Genomic DNA, 15,673 nt, shown 5'->3' on the forward strand with positions numbered 1-15,673 from the left:
TGGGTGATCGTGGTCCCGGTGAGGTCCGGGAACGGATCGACTCGATGGAGCTCGCCTGGCTCGTACATCAGGTCGAGCAGCGCTACGAGCTGGAGCTCGACGACGATCAGCTGGACCGGATCAAGACCATCGACGACGCCGTATTCGTGCTCGCGGAAGCGTTGAAGAGCCATGTCTGATCCCGTTTCCATCACCGGGTTCTCCGTCCTGAGCGCGCTCGGCCGTGGTGCCGAGGCGCAACTGGCCGCGGCGCTTCCCGGCGCCGCGGCGTTCGGCGAGGTCCGGCGGTTCGACACCTCGAACCGCCGGGTGACCCGCGCGGCGACGGCCCTCGACGCCCGCTCGCTGGAGGAGGAGCTGCACGACGCGGTCATCGACGCCTGCGCCGACGCCGGTCTCACTCCGGCCCAGCGTGCGACGACGCCGTTGTTCCTCGCGGTCCACGGCCGTTCCGGTGTCCGTGCCCTGGCCACCAGAGCGGCGAAGATCTACACCAGCGCGTGCGTCTCAGCCAGTACTGCGGTCGCTGACGCGGCGGCGCTGATCCGCTACGGCTACGCGGAGCGCATCGTCGTGGCAGCCGGCTATCTGGTCGAGCCCGACCAGTTCGCCTTGTTCGACGCGGGCCGGGCGTTGTCCGACGACAGCACGGTCCGCCCGTTCAGCCTGGATCGCCGAGGGCTCCTGCTCGGGGACGCCGTCGTGGCGGTCGTTCTGCAAAAGGGCGAGGGGCAGGCCGAGATCGCCGGCTGGGGACGAGCCGGCGACGCGTACCACCCCTGTCAGCCGGCCCCGGACGGCGCAGGGCTGGCGGCGGCGATCGAGGCCGCGTTGCGCAAGGCCGAGCTGCCCGCCGGTGTCGTCGGCTACATCAACGCGAACGCCACCGGCACGACCATGAGCGACGCGTCGGAGGCGGCCGCGATTCGATCCGTGTTCCCGGCCGACGTGCCGGTCAGCTCGACGAAGGCGGTGCACGGCCACGCCCTGGAGGCGTCCGGCCTGCTGGAGCTGGTGATGACGGTACTGGCGTTGCGCGCCGGGAAGCTCCCCGTCAACGCCGGCTTCACCACCGCCGATCCGAGCTGCCCGCTGGACCTGATCCTCGACGCTCCCCGGCCGGCGACAGCGCAGTACGGGCTGACGCTGAACGCTGCCTTCGGGGGCGCCAACACGGCCTTGCTGGTGCGTGCTGGATGAACAACCTGGTCGAGATTCCCGAACTCCGTGTGATCACGGACAGTCACTGGCCGCAGCCGGGTGACGACGCGCTGGTAGGTCCACCGGCGCTGCCCGGTTTCATCGGGTCGACGTTCAGCCCGCTGGTCGCCGTCGTGGCCGATCGTTGCCTGCAGTCCCTGTACGGCGAGGTCGCCGCGAAACAAGGCGAAAAGGTCGGCATCGTGCTGGTCAGCCGGACCGGTGACCGGGTCGCGGCCGAACATGTCCGGCAAGCAGTTGCCGACGGCAAGCGAGTCGGACCGCTGCACTTCTTCCAGTCGGTCCCGAACAGCGTGGCTGGGTACGTCGCCGCGCGCTGGGGGCTGCACGGACCCGTCGTCTGCCTCAATCCGCCGGGCGACCCGAGGCAGGCGGGGTTCGACCAGGCCGCACTGCTGATCGCCGACGGGGACGCGGACCAGGTGCTGATCGTGCTCGTCGAACAGGCAAGTCAGGGCGACACCGCCGTCGCCCTGTTGGTGAGTGGGGGAGATCCGTTGTGAAGAGTCTGAGAGCGCAGTTGGCAGCCGATCCGGCCATCGGTGCAGGCAACGTGCTGGCGACGGTGATCGCGCATGGCGCCGACCTGAGCGGACCCGGGTTGAGCTTCGATACCGCCGTCGACCACTTCCCGGCCGAACACCCGCTCACGCTCGGCGAGCTGGACGAGCGGGTGCAGGCGCGGACGGCGTGGTTGCACGACCGGGGGATCGGGCGGCGGGACGTGGTGGCGATCTGGGCCACCGATGCCGCCGACATCGTGCTGAGCTTCCTGGCGCTGACCCGGATCGGGGCGATCCCCGCGTTGCTGAACGGGAAGATGGCGCCGGCGATCGCGGAGGAGTACATCCGCCGGCTGCGGGTGACCGGCGTCCTGGCCGACGAGGCGCACAAGGAGTTGTTGCGCGAGGCATCGATCCTGGGTGAGCCGGTGGAGCTCGGTACGGGTGATCCGGCGAAGGCGCCGGCGCAGTACCGGCATCACCAGGACGACCCGATCGTGATCACCCACACCTCCGGTACGACCGGGGTGCCCAAGGCCGTCCTGCACACCCACAAGACGCTGTACGCCGCGCTGAAGCACCTGCTCACGATGCCGCAGTCGCAGGGCACCGACAGGATCCTGAACGCGTTGCCGATCCCGCACACGGCGACGATCCTGATGGTCAACCAGGTCCTCGGCAACCGCGCCGAGATGCTGCTGCTGTCCAGCCAGGACGCGTCGACGGTACTGCGCCAGATCGAACGCTGGAAGCCGCACGGGGTCTACGGATTCGCCGTGACGTGGGCCGGGCTGGCGCGTGAGGACCTGAGCGCGCACGACCTCGACTCGGTCCGGATGTGGTTCAACACCGGCGACTGCGCGCACGAGCCGCACATCCGCAAACTCGTCGCCGTCGGCACCCGCGAGACCGTCACCCGGGAGGGGCGCAGAACCGTCCCGGGTTCCCACTTCGTCGACGGGCTCGGGTCGAGCGAGATGGGCCACAACGGCTTCCACATCACCCACACGATCGACAGCGACCACTACGGGCGCTGCATCGGCAAGCCGTACCAGTTCGCCGAGGCGACCGTGCTCGACTCGACCGGCGAAGAGCTCCCACCCGGCAAGGCCGGGCTGCTCGGCTTCCGCTCGCCGACGGTGTCGCCGGGGTACTGGAACGACTCGGTCAACACCTACAAGTTCCGCCTGAACGGCTGGTTCCTCACCGGCGATCTCGTCTACCGCGACGAGACCGGCCACTACTTCCACCTGGACCGGGTCCCCGATGCCGTTGCCGGCTTCAACGGTCCTCAGCTCTACACCTCGATGTCCGAGGAGCGTATCCTCGCCGCCCTCCCCGAGGTCCAGGACTGCACGGTGATCATCGTGCAGGAGAACGACCGGTTCCTCACCGACGTGCTGCTGGAGCTGCCCGCGAACGCCGAACCCATTGCGGATCGGGACGAACGGATCCTCGCGGCGCTGGGCAAAGAGGTCGCGGCGACGCTGCGCCGGATCACCGTCGTCGACGATGCCGACGTGCCGGTGACGGTGACCGGCAAGGTCCGGAAGGTCGCCCTCCGGCAGGAACGCTTGTCCGAGGTGTCGTCATGACCGCCGTGACGATCACGGGCATGGGGTTGCTCACGCCCGTGGGGCGGGGTGTGACCGAGGTGTTCGGTGCCTTGCTGCAAGGGAAGTCGGGGATCAGCCGGCCGCCGGCGGATCATCCGGTGGCCAACTCTGTCGAGCTCGCCGGCTTCCTGCCGCCGTTCGACGCCGGGAAGATCGCGAGTGGGCCGGACGGCAAGGTGATGGATCGCACCGTGATCCTCGCCCAGGTGACGGCGGCGGAGGCCTTGGCCGATGCCGGCCTGGTCGTCGGCGAGAACGTCGAGCCCGAGCGGATCGGCGTGATCATCGGCGGCGTGGGTGGGATGGCGACGCTGGAGACCCAGGTGCTGGCCAGGGCCGAACGCGGCCGGGCAGCGGTCAGTCCGTACCTGCTGACCGGGATTCTGCCGAACATGCCGGCCGCGAGGGTGGCGATCCGCTTCGGGATCCGCGGCTACACCTCATCAGTCGGTACGGCGTGTGCCTCCGGCGCGCAGGCGATTGCCGACGGAGTACGGCTGATCCGCAGCGGTGAGGTGGATGTGGTGATCTGCGGGGCCAGCGAGGCGCCGCTGTTCCCGACGTTCGCCGAGACCTTCGCCAACGCCCGGGCGCTGGCCCGCAACTGGGACGACCCGACCGAGGCGAGCCGGCCGTTCGACCTGCGCAGGAACGGGTTCGTGCTCTCCGAGGGCGCCGCGTTGCTGGTACTCGAGAGCGCTGAACACGCTTCAAGACGAGGCGCCGGCGGGTACGCCGATGTCGTCGGGTACGGCGTGAATGCGGATGCACATCACCCGACAGCGCCTCGCCCGGATGGTACCGGTGCAGCGGCCTGCATGCGGCTGGCGTTTGCCAGTGGCAACGTCTTGCCCGAGCAGGTCGGCTACGTCAACGCGCACGGCACCAGCACGAAGCTCGGTGACGTCGCCGAGTCGGTCGCGATCGGCCTTGCGTTCAAGGGATCCAGCCCGGCGGTGAGCTCCACCAAGGCGCTCACCGGACACATGCTCGGTACTTCGGGCGTGGTCGAGGCCGCCGCCAGTGCGATGGCGGTCAACACCGGGTTGCTGCCACCGACGTACAACCTCGAAGACCCCGATCCGGCCTGTCCGCTGGATCACGTCCGCAAGGAGCCGCGCGAGGCGCGCCCGCAGTACGCCCTGTCGAACTCGTTCGGCTTCGGCGGCCAGAACGTCAGCCTGCTGTTCGGCCCTCCGAGCACGCAGATCAAGAGTGAGGGAGAGGTCTGGTGATGGAGATCTACGGGATCGACCACGTGGAGATGTACGTGGGCGACGCCAAGCAGGCGGCGTTCTACCTGGCGCACGCCTTCGGTCTGCAGATACACGGTCAAGGAGGACCGGAGACGGGCCTGGCCGACCAGCGTTCGCTGCTGCTGCGGGAGAGCGCCGTACAGATCGTGTTGACCTCGGGGCTGGCCGCCACCCACCCCGCCGCCGAGTATGTCCAGCGCCACGGTGACGGTGTCGCCGTGGTGGGAATCGAGGTGGACAACGCCGCGGTCGCCTACACCGAACTGCTGGCCCGCGGCGCCGTTTCGGTGACCGAGCCGGTGACTTACACCGACGAGCTGGAGACCACCGTGGTGATCGCGGAGGTGGCCGGTTTCGGCGACGTGATCCACCGGCTGGTCGAGCGGCACGGACCGCGGCGGGAGTTCCTGCCCGGTGCCATCCAGATCACCGAGCCCTCGAAGGGCCCCGACGAGAAGCTGTTCAGCGAGATCGACCACCTGGCGATCTGCGTGCCGTCCGGCCAGCTGAAGCCGACGGTGGAGTTCTACGAGAACGTCTTCGGGTTCCTGCCGATCTTCGACGAGTACATCGAGGTAGCCGGTCAGGGAATGGAGTCGACCGTCGTCCAGAGCCCGTCGAAGCACGTCACCTTCACGCTGATCGAGCCCGACCCGAACCGGCGGCCGGGCCAGATCAACGACTTCCTCACCTGGCACGCGGGCGCCGGAGTTCAGCACATCGCCTTGCGGACCAGCGACATCGTCGAGGCGGTCGGCACCCTCAAGGAGCGCGGCGTCAACTTCCTCGCCTCGCCGTCGGCGTACTACAAGGCGCTGCCGGGCCGGGTCGGCGACGTGGAGACACCGCTCGAGGACCTGGAGAAGCTCGGCATCCTGGTCGACAAGGACCACTGGGGCCAGTTGCTGCAGATCTTCACCGAGTCGATGCACGTCCGCCGGACGCTGTTCCTGGAGATCATCGAGCGGCGCGGCGCGATGACGTTCGGCAGCGGCAACATCAAGGCCCTGTACGAGGCCAAGGAGCGCGAGCTGCAAGGGGTCGAGGTATGAGGGCGCTCGAGTTCATCCTGTCGGCCGACGAGATCGACCTGCTGCCGTCGGACGAGGACGTCGCGTTCTACCAGGAGCACGGCTGGTACCTGTCGAAGAAGCTGCTCACCGACGACGAGACCGACGAGCTGGTCAACGCGAGCGAGCGGTACTACGCCGGTGAACGCGATCGGGAGCTGCCGGTCGCGCCGCCCAAGCTCGCCTACTGGGACCCGTCCAAGGGCGACGTCCAGCGGCACAACGACTACGTGCACTACGAGCACGACGGGCTCGCGAAGATCCTGGGCAAGCCGCTGATCGGCGCGGTCGCGGCCCGGCTCGCGCAGGTCGAGGAGATCCGGATCTTCCAGTCCACCTTGATCTACAAGCCACCGATCAAGGGTGAGCCGTCGAACATCGTGCCCTGGCACTTCGACAAGCACTACTGGTCCTCCTCGTCGTCGGACCGGATGCTGACCGCGTTCATCCCGTTCCACGACTGCCCGCCCGAGATGGGCACGATCACGATGGTCGACGGCAGCCACCGGTGGAAGGAGATCGGCTCGAACGACACCGTCGTGCGGCACTTCGCCGACCGGGACAAGTCGCAGCTCGACCAGATGCTGATCGAGAACGCCGAGTTCAACGGCGTCGAGGTGGTCAAGCTGCCGATCACCATCCCGCGCGGCCAGATGAACTTCCACCACTGCCGGACGTACCACGGCAGCGGTGCGAACGTCAGCGACCGCCCCCGCCGGGCGATCTCGCTGCACCTGCAGGACGGCGGCAACTCCTACCGGGAGTTCCCGCTCTCCGACGGCACCCTCGCGGCGTACAACCACGACGCGCTGGTCCGCCGGACCCCGGACGGCACGCCTGACTACGCCGACCCGGATTTCTGCCCCACTCTCTGGGCCGACCGCTAAACCAAGGAGAAGGAACATGTCACGTTACGACTGGGGTCAGACCCACCCGGGCATCGAGCAGCTGGAGAAGGCCGTCTCCGAGGCCCGCGACAAGGTCGTCCAGCACCCGCTCTACGCCAACCTGGACACGCACGAGTCACTCGTCACCTTCATGGAGCACCACGTCTTCGCCGTCTGGGACTTCATGTCGCTGCTCAAGTCGCTGCAGCGCGAGCTGACCTGCGTCACGGTGCCGTGGATCCCGACCGAGCACCGCAGCAGCCGCCGGCTGATCAACGACATCGTGATGGTCGAGGAGAGCGACGAGCTGGGCGGCGAGGACGGCAAGCCGGCCTTCATCAGCCACTTCGAGCTGTACGTCGACGGCATGCACGAGGCCGGCGCGGACACCAGCTCGATCGACAAGCTGATCAGCCTGCTGCGCGACGGCGCCCCCGTGGTCGAGTCGCTCGCGGCGGCCGGCGTACCGCAGGTGTCGATCGACTTCGCCGGTACCACCTGGGGCATCATCGAGAACGCGCCGGTGCACTGCCAGGCGGCCGCGTTCGCGTTCGGCCGGGAAGACCTGATCCCGGACATGTTCACCCAGGTCGTCGCGGTGAACGAGCGCTCCAACAAGCTCAACACCTTCGTCGACTATCTGGAACGCCACATCGAGGTGGACGGCGAGTTCCACACCCCGATGGCGATGCAGATGGTCGCCGACCTGTGCGGTGACGACCAGGCCAAGTGGGACGCCTGCGCGGACACCATCAACACCGCACTCGCCGCCCGCGCCCGGCTGTGGGACGGCATCCTCGCCGCGATCAAAGGCTGAGGACTGACTGATGACCACCATCGATCTCTACCGGACCGTGCGGCTGATCCGCCGCTTCGAGGAGCGTGCGATCGAGTTCGTCCGGTCCGGCGAGATCGTCGGCGGTATTCACCCGTACGTCGGTCAGGAGGCGATCGCGGCCGGAGTGTGCGCCGCCTTGCGCGCCGACGACCTGATCACCAGCACGCATCGCGGACACGGTCACGTGCTGGCCAAGGGGGTGAACCCGGCCCGGATGTTCGCCGAGCTGATGGGCCGGGAGTCGGGGCTGAACAAGGGCCGCGGCGGTTCGATGCACGCGGCCGACTTCGGGCTGGGCATCCTGGGCGCGAACGCCATCGTCGGGGCGGCCGGATCGATCGCCACCGGCGCGGCCTGGGCTCAGCGCCGGCTGGGCAAGTCGACCGTCGCGGTCACCTTCTTCGGTGACGGCGCGGTCAACGAGGGGATGTTGCTGGAGGCATTCAATCTGGCCGCGCTCTGGAACGTGCCGGTGCTGTTCGTCTGCGAGAACAACGGCTACGCCACCACGATGCCGGTGGCGTCCGCGGTCGCGGGCAGCATCACCGGCCGGGCGAAGGCGTTCGGCATCCCGGCCTTCACGATCGACGGCCAGGATCCCGAGAAGGTGCTGGCAGCAACGACGGCAGCCGTCGAACGGGCCCGCGCCGGTAAGGGGCCGACCTTTCTCGAGTGCCTGACCTACCGGTTCGACGCGCACCACACCTTCGAGCACCGGACCCGGCTCACCTACCGCTCGGCGGAGGAGCTCGCTGCCGGGTGGTCGCGGGATCCGGTGGAGATCCAGGGGGCACGGCTGTCTGTTGACGACCGGGCTGCCGTCGACTTCGAGATCGAGTCACTGCTCGACGCGGCGGCCGGGATCGCGCTGGGGAGCGCTCATCCCGATCCCGACGCCGCCTTGCAATACCTCTACGCGTCGCCGGAGGTGTTCAGCTGATGCCCAAACTCTCCTATTTGAAGGCTCTCAACCGGGCGCTGGGGGACGAGCTAGAGGCCGACGAGCGGGTGTTCCTGCTCGGTGAGGACGTCCGGGTCGCGGCCTCGAACCTGACCGCCGGGTTGTTCAGCCGGTTCGGTCCGGAGCGGGTGCTCGACACCCCGTTGTCCGAACAGGCATTCACCAACTTCGCGACCGGCGCGGCGCTGGCCGGGCTGCGGCCGGTGATCGAGTTCCAGATCCCGTCGCTGCTCTTCCTCGTCTTCGAGCAGATCGCGAACCAGGCGCACAAGATGTCACTGATGTCCGGGGGACAGTGCAAGGTTCCGGTCACGTACGTCGTACCGGGGTCGGGATCGCGGACCGGGTGGGCCGGGCAGCACTCCGACCACCCCTACAGTCTTTTCGCGCACGTCGGGGTGAAGACGGTGGTACCGGCGACTCCGGCGGATGCCTATGGGTTGTTGCTGTCGGCAATCCGGGATGACGATCCGGTGGTGTTGTTCGCGCCGGCGGGTGCGCTCGGGTTCCGGGAAGATGTCGACTTCTCGACCTTGGCGCCGGTACCACTCGGGGTCGGCCGGATCGCGCGGGCCGGATCCGATGTCACGGTCGTTGCTCTGGGCCACCTGGTCGCCGATGCCCTGGCGGTGGCCGACGAGCTGGCCGGTGAGGCGTCGATCGAGGTGTTCGATCCGCGCACGGTCTATCCGCTGGACGTCGCCGGACTCGCCGCGTCGGTGGCACGGACCGGGCGGTTGGTGGTGATCGACGACTCGAATCGGACCAGCGGGTTCGGCGCCGAAGTACTGGCGGTGGCTGCTGAGCGGTTCGACCTGGTCGCGCCGCCGCGGCGGGTGACCCGGCCGGATGGAGCTGTGCTGCCGTTCGCGCTGGCGCTCGATCGGGCCGTCCAGCCGGGACGGGACGACCTGGTCGCGGCGATCCGCGGCGTGTTGAAGGGGGAGAAGAAGTGACCACCAGACCATCCGCGGCAGAGCTCTGGCCGGAGCTGCCGGAGCAGGTCCGCGAGAAGTTCCTTGCCTATGGCCACAAGTATTGGCAGCAGGTCTACGACGACGTCTCGCTGCAGAACCAGAACTGGATCCCGCTCCGCTCGCCGGTCACGACCCACGCCGGGTTCGCCGAGATGAACCGCATCACGCAGCGGGTCGCGCAACTCGTGCTCGACGCCTGCCGCCGGCGGGCGCGGACGGCGGGTGAGCTGCGCGCGGTACTGGAGGTTCCGGACGACCGGATCCAGCTGCTGGACGACAGCGAGCCGTTGACCGGGCGGCTGATCAACGCGATCCGCTCCGACCTGCTGATCGAACGCGGTGTGCCGCGGATGGTGGAGTGCAACGTCGAGAGCGCGCTGGGCGGAGTACTGGATGCCGATGGCGTGATCAAGCGCTGGATGGACGTCTATCGCGAGGAGCCGGTGCTCACCGCGATGGGGGCCGCCGCGCCACCGTCAGCGGTCGACGGGCGGTTCGACGCGATCCGTGCGGATGTCGGACCGGGGAAGACGACCGGGATGATCTATGCCGCCGGCGGTGGCTATCCGCACGCCGACGACGCGGAGTACATGATCAACCGGCTGCGCCCCTTCGCCGACCGCGGGCGCGAGCTGGGCGTCGACCTGCTCGTCTACCCACTCGAGTGGATCGTGCAGGACGCTGACGGCAAGCTGTTGGCCGGGGACCGGACGCTCGACGCCGTCTGGCGGATGTTCGTCCCGACGTACGACGGCGCATCTGCAGGAATGGCCGCGCTCCGGGCGGCGAACGAGGCGGGGACGTTCCGGATGTTCCTGCCGTCGGCCGTCTGGCTGCTGAGCAACAAGACGATCTTCGCCTGGTTGTGGGACGACCTCGACCAGCTTCCGGCCGAGGACGCGGAGATCGTCCGGGCGCACATCCCGCGGACCTGGCTCTACGGACCCGAGCGGCGGCAGCAGACGCTCGACGACCGCGAGCGGCTCGTGCTCAAACCGACCGACGACTACGGCGGCCACGGTGTCTTCATCGGCCCGCTCACCTCACCGGAGGACTGGCTCGCGGCGGTCGACGCCGCTGAAGGGCCGCACATCACCCAGGAGCTGATCGAGGCGGATCCGCTGACGATGCAGTTCGTCCGGCCGGACTCGGGCGAGGTGGTCGAGGCCGACGTCTCGTACTGCGTCTCGACGTACCAGTTCGACCGGGTCCCGGCCGGTGGCTTCACCCGCTTCTCGCCGCCCGGTGCCGGCGGCGTCGTCAACCTGACCCAGGGCGCGCTGACCGCCGGCCTGTTACTCGTGAATCTGGAGGAGCACTGATGGACTTCGACTGGCGCGGGACGTCCTTCGACTACTGGGAAGAGTTGCCACAGGCAACGAAGGACAAGGTGCTCGCGGCCGGTGCGGAGGACTGGAAGAAGGTCTTCAGCGGCGTGCTGACCTTCAACAAGTCCTGGCGCCCGCTACGGCCGGTGATGATCCACCAGACCACGTACGACGCGCTGGCGCAGGTGATGGACCGGCTGCTCGGGTTGCTGCTGGAGACCGGGATGCGCCGGGCGCGGACGGCGGGTGAGCTGCGCAAGCTGCTCGGGACGCCGGATGGCCTGATCGAGTACCTCGACGACGATGAGGTACTCGGCGAGCAGCTGATCCAGTCGGGCCGGCCGGACATCCTGATCAGCGACGGCGTACCGAAGTTCGTCGAGTTCAACGTCGGCAGCGAGGCGGGCTGCGTCTGGGACACCGAACGCGTCTCGACCCGCTTCCTGACGATGTTCGCCGACCATGGACTGGCGACGCTCGACGGCGCTGACGGGCCGGTGAAGGTTGACGCGCCGCCGTCACCCGTCGACGGCCGCTACCAGGCGATCATCGACACCCTCGGGCTCAAGCCGGGCGACCGGCTGACGACCGTACTGCGGACCGAAGGCGAGTATCCGGGCAGCGACAACCTGCCCGCGATCGTCCGTTCGCTCGACCCGTTCGTCGAGCGCGGTGCGGCATTCGGGATCGACGGTGACGTCGCGCCGCTGATCTGGCTCGAGGCCGACGAGAACGGTGCCTTGGTCAACCAGGGCCGGCCGGTGGAGGCTGTGTTCCGGCTGTTCGTCTGCACGGACATGCCGCAGCTCCCGGGCCAGGCGGCGTTGAAGGCCGCGGTCGAATCGGGCCGGTCGAAGCTGTTCACGTCGTCGGCGGGCTGGCTGCTGGCCAACAAGATCATGCTGGCCTTCCTCTGGGACGACATCGAGTTGCTGGCCCCCGAGGACCAGGAGCTCGTCCGGCTGCACGTGCCGTGGAGTCGACTCATCACGGCGGAACTGCTCGACGACGCGGTTGCCCGGCAAGCGTTGCTGGTGCTGAAGCCGGCTGACGAGTACGGCGGTGCCGGCGTACTGGTCGGGCACGAGACCGATCCGGGCGCGTGGCGGGAAGGGCTCGAGGAGGCGATCCGCCGTGGCGGCTACCTGTTGCAGGACTACGTGCGGCCCGACCGGCTGACGATGGACTTCACCAATATCGACACCGGCGAGCACCTGCAGGTCGAGGTGCCGTACTCAGTCGGTCCGTACACGTTCGGGCGGAAGTCGTTCGGCTGCTTCCTCCGGGTCGGGTCGCACGAGCACGGCGAGGTGCTCAACCTCAAGCGCGCGATCCACGTGACCGGCCCGCTCCTGGTGACGACGTGAGCGATTTCGACTGGGCCGGGCGCCCCGGATTTGATGCCTGGGGCAACTTGTCCGAGGAGGTGGAGGCGGCGGTACTGGCGGCTGGTACGGCCGGCTGGCGGGTCGTCTTCGACGAGATCGCGACCTACAACGAGACGTGGCGGCCGGTGCGGCCGGTGCTGATGAGCAAGTCCTGGCTGGACGAGCTCTACGGGTTGAGCGATCGGATGCTGCAGCTGCTGCTGGAATGCTGCCGGCGCCGGGCCAGTACTGCGGGGGAGTTGCGCAAGTTGCTGGGGATCCCGGAAGGGCGGGTCGAGTTCCTGGACGATGCCGAGCCGCTCGGTGATCATCTGGTGATGTCGGGGCGGCCTGACATCTTGCTGACCGACGGTGTGCCGAAGTTCGTCGAGTTCAACGTCGGTAGCGATGTGGGCAGCGTCTGGGACTCCGAGAAGGTGTCGGCGCGGTTCCTGGAGCTCTTCCGTAACTCCGGGGTCTCCTCGTTGCTGCCGGTCGAGGCGCCGGCCTCGGCCGTCGACGGGCGGTACTCCGCGATTCGTGAGTCGCTCGGGCTCGCGCCGGGTGCGCGGCTGACGATGGTGTTCCGGACCGATGGCGAGTATCCGGAGTCGCATGATCCGGAGAAGCTGGTCGAGCTGCTGCAGCCGTTCGTGGATCGTGGGCGCGAGAACGGCTTCGACATGGATGTGCAGCCGGTCGACTGGCTGTCGCTGGACGCGAACGGCGAGCTGGTCGGGCGAGGACGACGGGTCGAGGCGATCCTGCGACTGTTCGTCTGCTCCGAGATGCCGCCGACCGTTGGGTTGCAGGCGATCAAGGATGCGCTGCAGGCCGGTACGGCGACGTTGTTCACCTCGGCGGCTTCGTGGTTGATCAGCAACAAGGTGGTCTTCGCCTGGCTCTGGGAGGACGCCGACGAGCTTCCGGCTGCTGATGCTGAGCTCGTCCGGAACCACTTGCCGCGCACGCGGTTGCTCACGCCGTCGCTGGTCTCGTCTGTGGTTGCCGAGCGGGAGCAGTTGGTGCTCAAGCCGGCTGACGAGTTCGGTGGGTCCGGTGTGGTGGTCGGCCGGGAGGCGACTCCGGCGGAGTGGCTCCAGCTGGTCGAGAGTGGTGCTGCCGAGGGGCTGCATCTGGTGCAGGACTACTCGAAGCCGGACCGGATGGTGATGGACTTCGTGCATCTGTCCAGCGGCGCGCAGGAGCGGGCGGAGGTCCCGTTCTCGATCGGGCCGTACACCTTCGGGCGGCGCGGGTCCGGGTGTTACGTGCGGATCGGGAGCCAGGGTGAGGGGGAGGTCCTCAACCTCAAGCGCAACGTGCACGTCACCGGCTCGCTGCTGCTCGGCGAGACGTGATGCTAGACGACGTACTCCAGCACGCGCGGGCCGGCCGTGGGTTGGTGGATGGCCTTGCGGGTCAAGCCTGCGGCCGCTGCGGCGTCGTCGTACTCGGCGAGGGTGCGCTCCCGGCCGTGCCCGAGCACCAGCATCAACAGATCCATCGCGGCGAAGACGGCCGGCACTGCGTCGGATGCTTCCATGACGAGGATGGAGCCGCCGGCGGTGAGCGCCTTCCTGCACTTGCTGAGCGCGTCGACGGCTTGGTCGTCCTGGAAGGAGTGCAGGAGGTAGCGCAGCACGAACACGTCGGCCTGGGGCAGCTCCAGGTCGAAGAGATTGCCGGCCAGGACACCGCAGCTCACACCTGCTGCGTCGAACTCCCGCCGCGCGGTAGCGATGCTCGCCGGCAGCTCGACCAGAGTCCCGCGGAGCCCGGGGAAGGCCGTCAGCAAAGCGATGAGCTGAGCCCCGGTACCACCGCCGACGTCGACAACATGCCGGAACCGCCTCCAGTCGAGCACCCGCGCGAGAGCCGGCCCTTCGCTGCTGGCCCGCTCGCCCATCAACTCGTCATACGAAGCAGCCGCCCCCGGCGTAAGACTCAACTTGTTGCCCGCAGCAACAGGCCCACCGGCCCGCACGGTCCCGAGCAACTCGAAGAACGCCCGATCCATATGCCCCCCGAAGCCCTCCAGATCCAGCCACCGCCGAGCGGCCCCAGGAGCATCGTCCAGCAACCACCGCCCGGACTCCCCGAGCGCGAACTCTGTAGTGCCTGCCGCCTCGAAGAGGCCGCGGGCAACGAGGTAGCGCATCAGACGGTGGAGGGCTTCGGGGTTTGCGCCCGCCTTGGTCGCGAGGGCTTCTGCGGTGAGCGGGCCGTCGGCGAGCAGGTCGGCTATGCGCAGGGTAGCTGCCACCCGGATGGCCATCGGCATGATCAGGTCGCTCGCTGCTGCCAGCTCGGCGGGGGTCATCCCGGGTCTCCTGTGGGTTGCATGGTTTCTGTTGCCGGGGGTTCTGAGGTTTGCCGGCGGTATCTGATCAGGGGGATCAGGGTGAGCGCGAGCAGCACCACACCGCCGACGAGGATGGTCGGCCTGAGCCCGACGCCGGCCGCGGCGACTCCGGCGAGGGCGCTCCCGATCGGGATGCCGGAGACCGCGACCGCGGCGACCACCCCGAAGACGCGGGTCTGCAGCTCGACCGGGATCCGCTCGTACAGCACCGCACCGACGATCGGGTTCACGCTGGCTATTCCGAACCCGGCGAAGAATGTCACGATCAGCACCACCACCAGGCTGTCGCTCAACCCCAGCACCAGGATTCTCGGCGCGCCGCCGATTGCCGCCCCGATGAAGAAGGAAAGCATCTGCGGAAGCTTTGTCGAGAAGATGGTGAAAACCACGTTCCCGGCCAGCGAGCCACCCGCAAAAACCCCGAGAATGATCCCCAGCCGGGTCGGTGAACCGAATTCCTCCTGCACCCACAAAGGCAGTAGCACGGTACTCGCCGCCTGCTGGAAGAAATTGATCAGGAACAGCGTCGCGATCATCCCGAGCAGCAGCTTGTCGGTGCGCAGGAAAGTGAATCCGCCACGTAGCGCCTTCAGGTACGGCTCCTTGGCCGGCGTGACCTCCTCCGCCTCCGGCGCGGGCCGCACCAGCGCCCACACCAGCAGCGCCGAGACGGCGAACGTGCCGGCGTCCAGCCAGATCGTGTGCCGCGCCCCGAGGGTCGCCACCAGGATGCCCGCGAGCGGCGCGCCGATCAGCCCCGCAGTGCGGTTCATCGCCTCATACGCGCTGGTCACACGGATCATCGGGATCCCGGACTCGGCCGTCACCGGCCGCAGCAGCACGTGTTTGACCCTGTCTCCGACGCCCCGCATCCCGCCGCTGACGGCGATCAGCAGGACCAGTTGCCAGAAGCCGAAGTCGGGCGTCGCGGCGACCACGCTCATCGCCACGGCGGAGCTGAGGTCGCAGACGATCGACGTCCGGCGCATCCCGAACCGGTCCGCGATCGGCGCTGCCAGAACACTCGTCAGCAGGTACGGAATCATCTCCGCCGCGGCGACCAGTCCCATTTTCGCCGGACTGCCCGTGGTGATCAATACCAGCCATGGAATTGCGACCACCGAGAACCGGCTCCCGAACGCCGAGAAGACATCGGCGGTGAGCAATGCGTAAAGCCCGATTCGCCGTTGCTGAATCATATCCACCCCGATTCTTGTCGCGTCCTCCCCCGGCAGTCACAGTACGGCACGGATCCGGTCGGGGTAAGTGTTCCGCAGCAATGAT

At 68.2% G+C, this 15,673-nt stretch carries 15 protein-coding genes; 13 read left to right on the forward strand and 2 right to left on the reverse strand.

All coding sequences use genetic code 11. The annotated features are described in order from the left end of the window. Window positions 1–44: 44 nt before the first annotated feature. From G3I17_RS41695 to G3I17_RS20910, 13 genes are read left to right on the forward strand one after another with little or no spacing between them, the layout of a single operon-like run. A complete protein-coding gene (locus G3I17_RS41695; RefSeq protein WP_275402510.1) occupies window positions 45–179 on the forward strand; it encodes a hypothetical protein in 135 nt (44 codons plus the stop codon). Further along, window positions 172–1,200 (forward strand): beta-ketoacyl synthase N-terminal-like domain-containing protein, encoded by a 1,029-nt coding sequence (locus G3I17_RS20855; RefSeq protein ID WP_164598806.1) that lies wholly within the window; start codon window positions 172–174, stop codon window positions 1,198–1,200. The genes G3I17_RS41695 and G3I17_RS20855 overlap by 8 nt, the downstream gene beginning before the upstream one ends. Beyond that, on the forward strand, window positions 1,197–1,724 hold the full coding sequence (locus G3I17_RS20860) for a beta-ketoacyl synthase chain length factor (protein WP_164598808.1): 528 nt from the start codon (window positions 1,197–1,199) through the stop codon (window positions 1,722–1,724). The genes G3I17_RS20855 and G3I17_RS20860 overlap by 4 nt, the downstream gene beginning before the upstream one ends. Then, a complete protein-coding gene (locus G3I17_RS20865; protein ID WP_343238365.1) occupies window positions 1,721–3,319 on the forward strand; it encodes a class I adenylate-forming enzyme family protein in 1,599 nt (532 codons plus the stop codon). Before G3I17_RS20860 ends, G3I17_RS20865 begins: the two co-directional genes overlap by 4 nt. Then, complete coding sequence (locus G3I17_RS20870) at window positions 3,316–4,575, forward strand: beta-ketoacyl-[acyl-carrier-protein] synthase family protein (protein ID WP_164598810.1); 1,260 nt, start codon at window positions 3,316–3,318, stop codon at window positions 4,573–4,575. Before G3I17_RS20865 ends, G3I17_RS20870 begins: the two co-directional genes overlap by 4 nt. Continuing rightward, on the forward strand, window positions 4,575–5,648 hold the full coding sequence (hppD, locus tag G3I17_RS20875) for a 4-hydroxyphenylpyruvate dioxygenase (RefSeq protein ID WP_164599191.1): 1,074 nt from the start codon (window positions 4,575–4,577) through the stop codon (window positions 5,646–5,648). Before G3I17_RS20870 ends, hppD begins: the two co-directional genes overlap by 1 nt. Continuing rightward, window positions 5,645–6,553 (forward strand): phytanoyl-CoA dioxygenase family protein, encoded by a 909-nt coding sequence (locus tag G3I17_RS20880; RefSeq protein ID WP_164598812.1) that lies wholly within the window; start codon window positions 5,645–5,647, stop codon window positions 6,551–6,553. Before hppD ends, G3I17_RS20880 begins: the two co-directional genes overlap by 4 nt. A gap of 16 nt (window positions 6,554–6,569) precedes the next feature. Beyond that, window positions 6,570–7,370, forward strand: a complete 801-nt coding sequence (locus G3I17_RS20885) for a DUF3050 domain-containing protein (RefSeq protein ID WP_164598814.1) — start codon at window positions 6,570–6,572, stop codon at window positions 7,368–7,370. 10 nt (window positions 7,371–7,380) lie between these two features. Then, window positions 7,381–8,331: a thiamine pyrophosphate-dependent dehydrogenase E1 component subunit alpha gene (locus G3I17_RS20890; RefSeq protein ID WP_164598817.1), complete on the forward strand. Its 951-nt coding sequence runs from the start codon at window positions 7,381–7,383 to the stop codon at window positions 8,329–8,331. Next, a complete protein-coding gene (locus G3I17_RS20895) occupies window positions 8,331–9,308 on the forward strand; it encodes a transketolase C-terminal domain-containing protein (protein WP_164598819.1) in 978 nt (325 codons plus the stop codon). Before G3I17_RS20890 ends, G3I17_RS20895 begins: the two co-directional genes overlap by 1 nt. After that, window positions 9,305–10,651: a circularly permuted type 2 ATP-grasp protein gene (locus tag G3I17_RS20900; RefSeq protein ID WP_164598821.1), complete on the forward strand. Its 1,347-nt coding sequence runs from the start codon at window positions 9,305–9,307 to the stop codon at window positions 10,649–10,651. The genes G3I17_RS20895 and G3I17_RS20900 overlap by 4 nt, the downstream gene beginning before the upstream one ends. Next, window positions 10,651–12,024 carry a circularly permuted type 2 ATP-grasp protein gene (locus tag G3I17_RS20905; protein WP_164598823.1) on the forward strand — a complete coding sequence of 458 codons (1,374 nt, stop codon included), beginning with the start codon at window positions 10,651–10,653 and terminating at the stop codon, window positions 12,022–12,024. The genes G3I17_RS20900 and G3I17_RS20905 overlap by 1 nt, the downstream gene beginning before the upstream one ends. Beyond that, the gene (locus G3I17_RS20910; protein ID WP_164598825.1) at window positions 12,021–13,385 is read left to right on the forward strand and encodes a circularly permuted type 2 ATP-grasp protein; all 1,365 of its coding nucleotides are present in this window, start codon (window positions 12,021–12,023) and stop codon (window positions 13,383–13,385) included. Before G3I17_RS20905 ends, G3I17_RS20910 begins: the two co-directional genes overlap by 4 nt. Before the next feature lie 2 nt (window positions 13,386–13,387). Here G3I17_RS20910 and G3I17_RS20915 read toward each other — a convergent pair whose 3' ends face one another. Both G3I17_RS20915 and G3I17_RS20920 read right to left on the reverse strand, forming a co-directional pair. Continuing rightward, complete coding sequence (locus G3I17_RS20915) at window positions 13,388–14,347, reverse strand: methyltransferase (protein WP_164598827.1); 960 nt, start codon at window positions 14,345–14,347, stop codon at window positions 13,388–13,390. Beyond that, window positions 14,344–15,588 carry an MFS transporter gene (locus G3I17_RS20920; RefSeq protein ID WP_164598829.1) on the reverse strand — a complete coding sequence of 415 codons (1,245 nt, stop codon included), beginning with the start codon at window positions 15,586–15,588 and terminating at the stop codon, window positions 14,344–14,346. Before G3I17_RS20920 ends, G3I17_RS20915 begins: the two co-directional genes overlap by 4 nt. Window positions 15,589–15,673 lie beyond the last annotated feature (85 nt).

It is taken from the genome of Streptomyces sp. SID13031 (assembly GCF_010548305.1).
Classification (GTDB): domain Bacteria; phylum Actinomycetota; class Actinomycetes; order Propionibacteriales; family Kribbellaceae; genus Kribbella.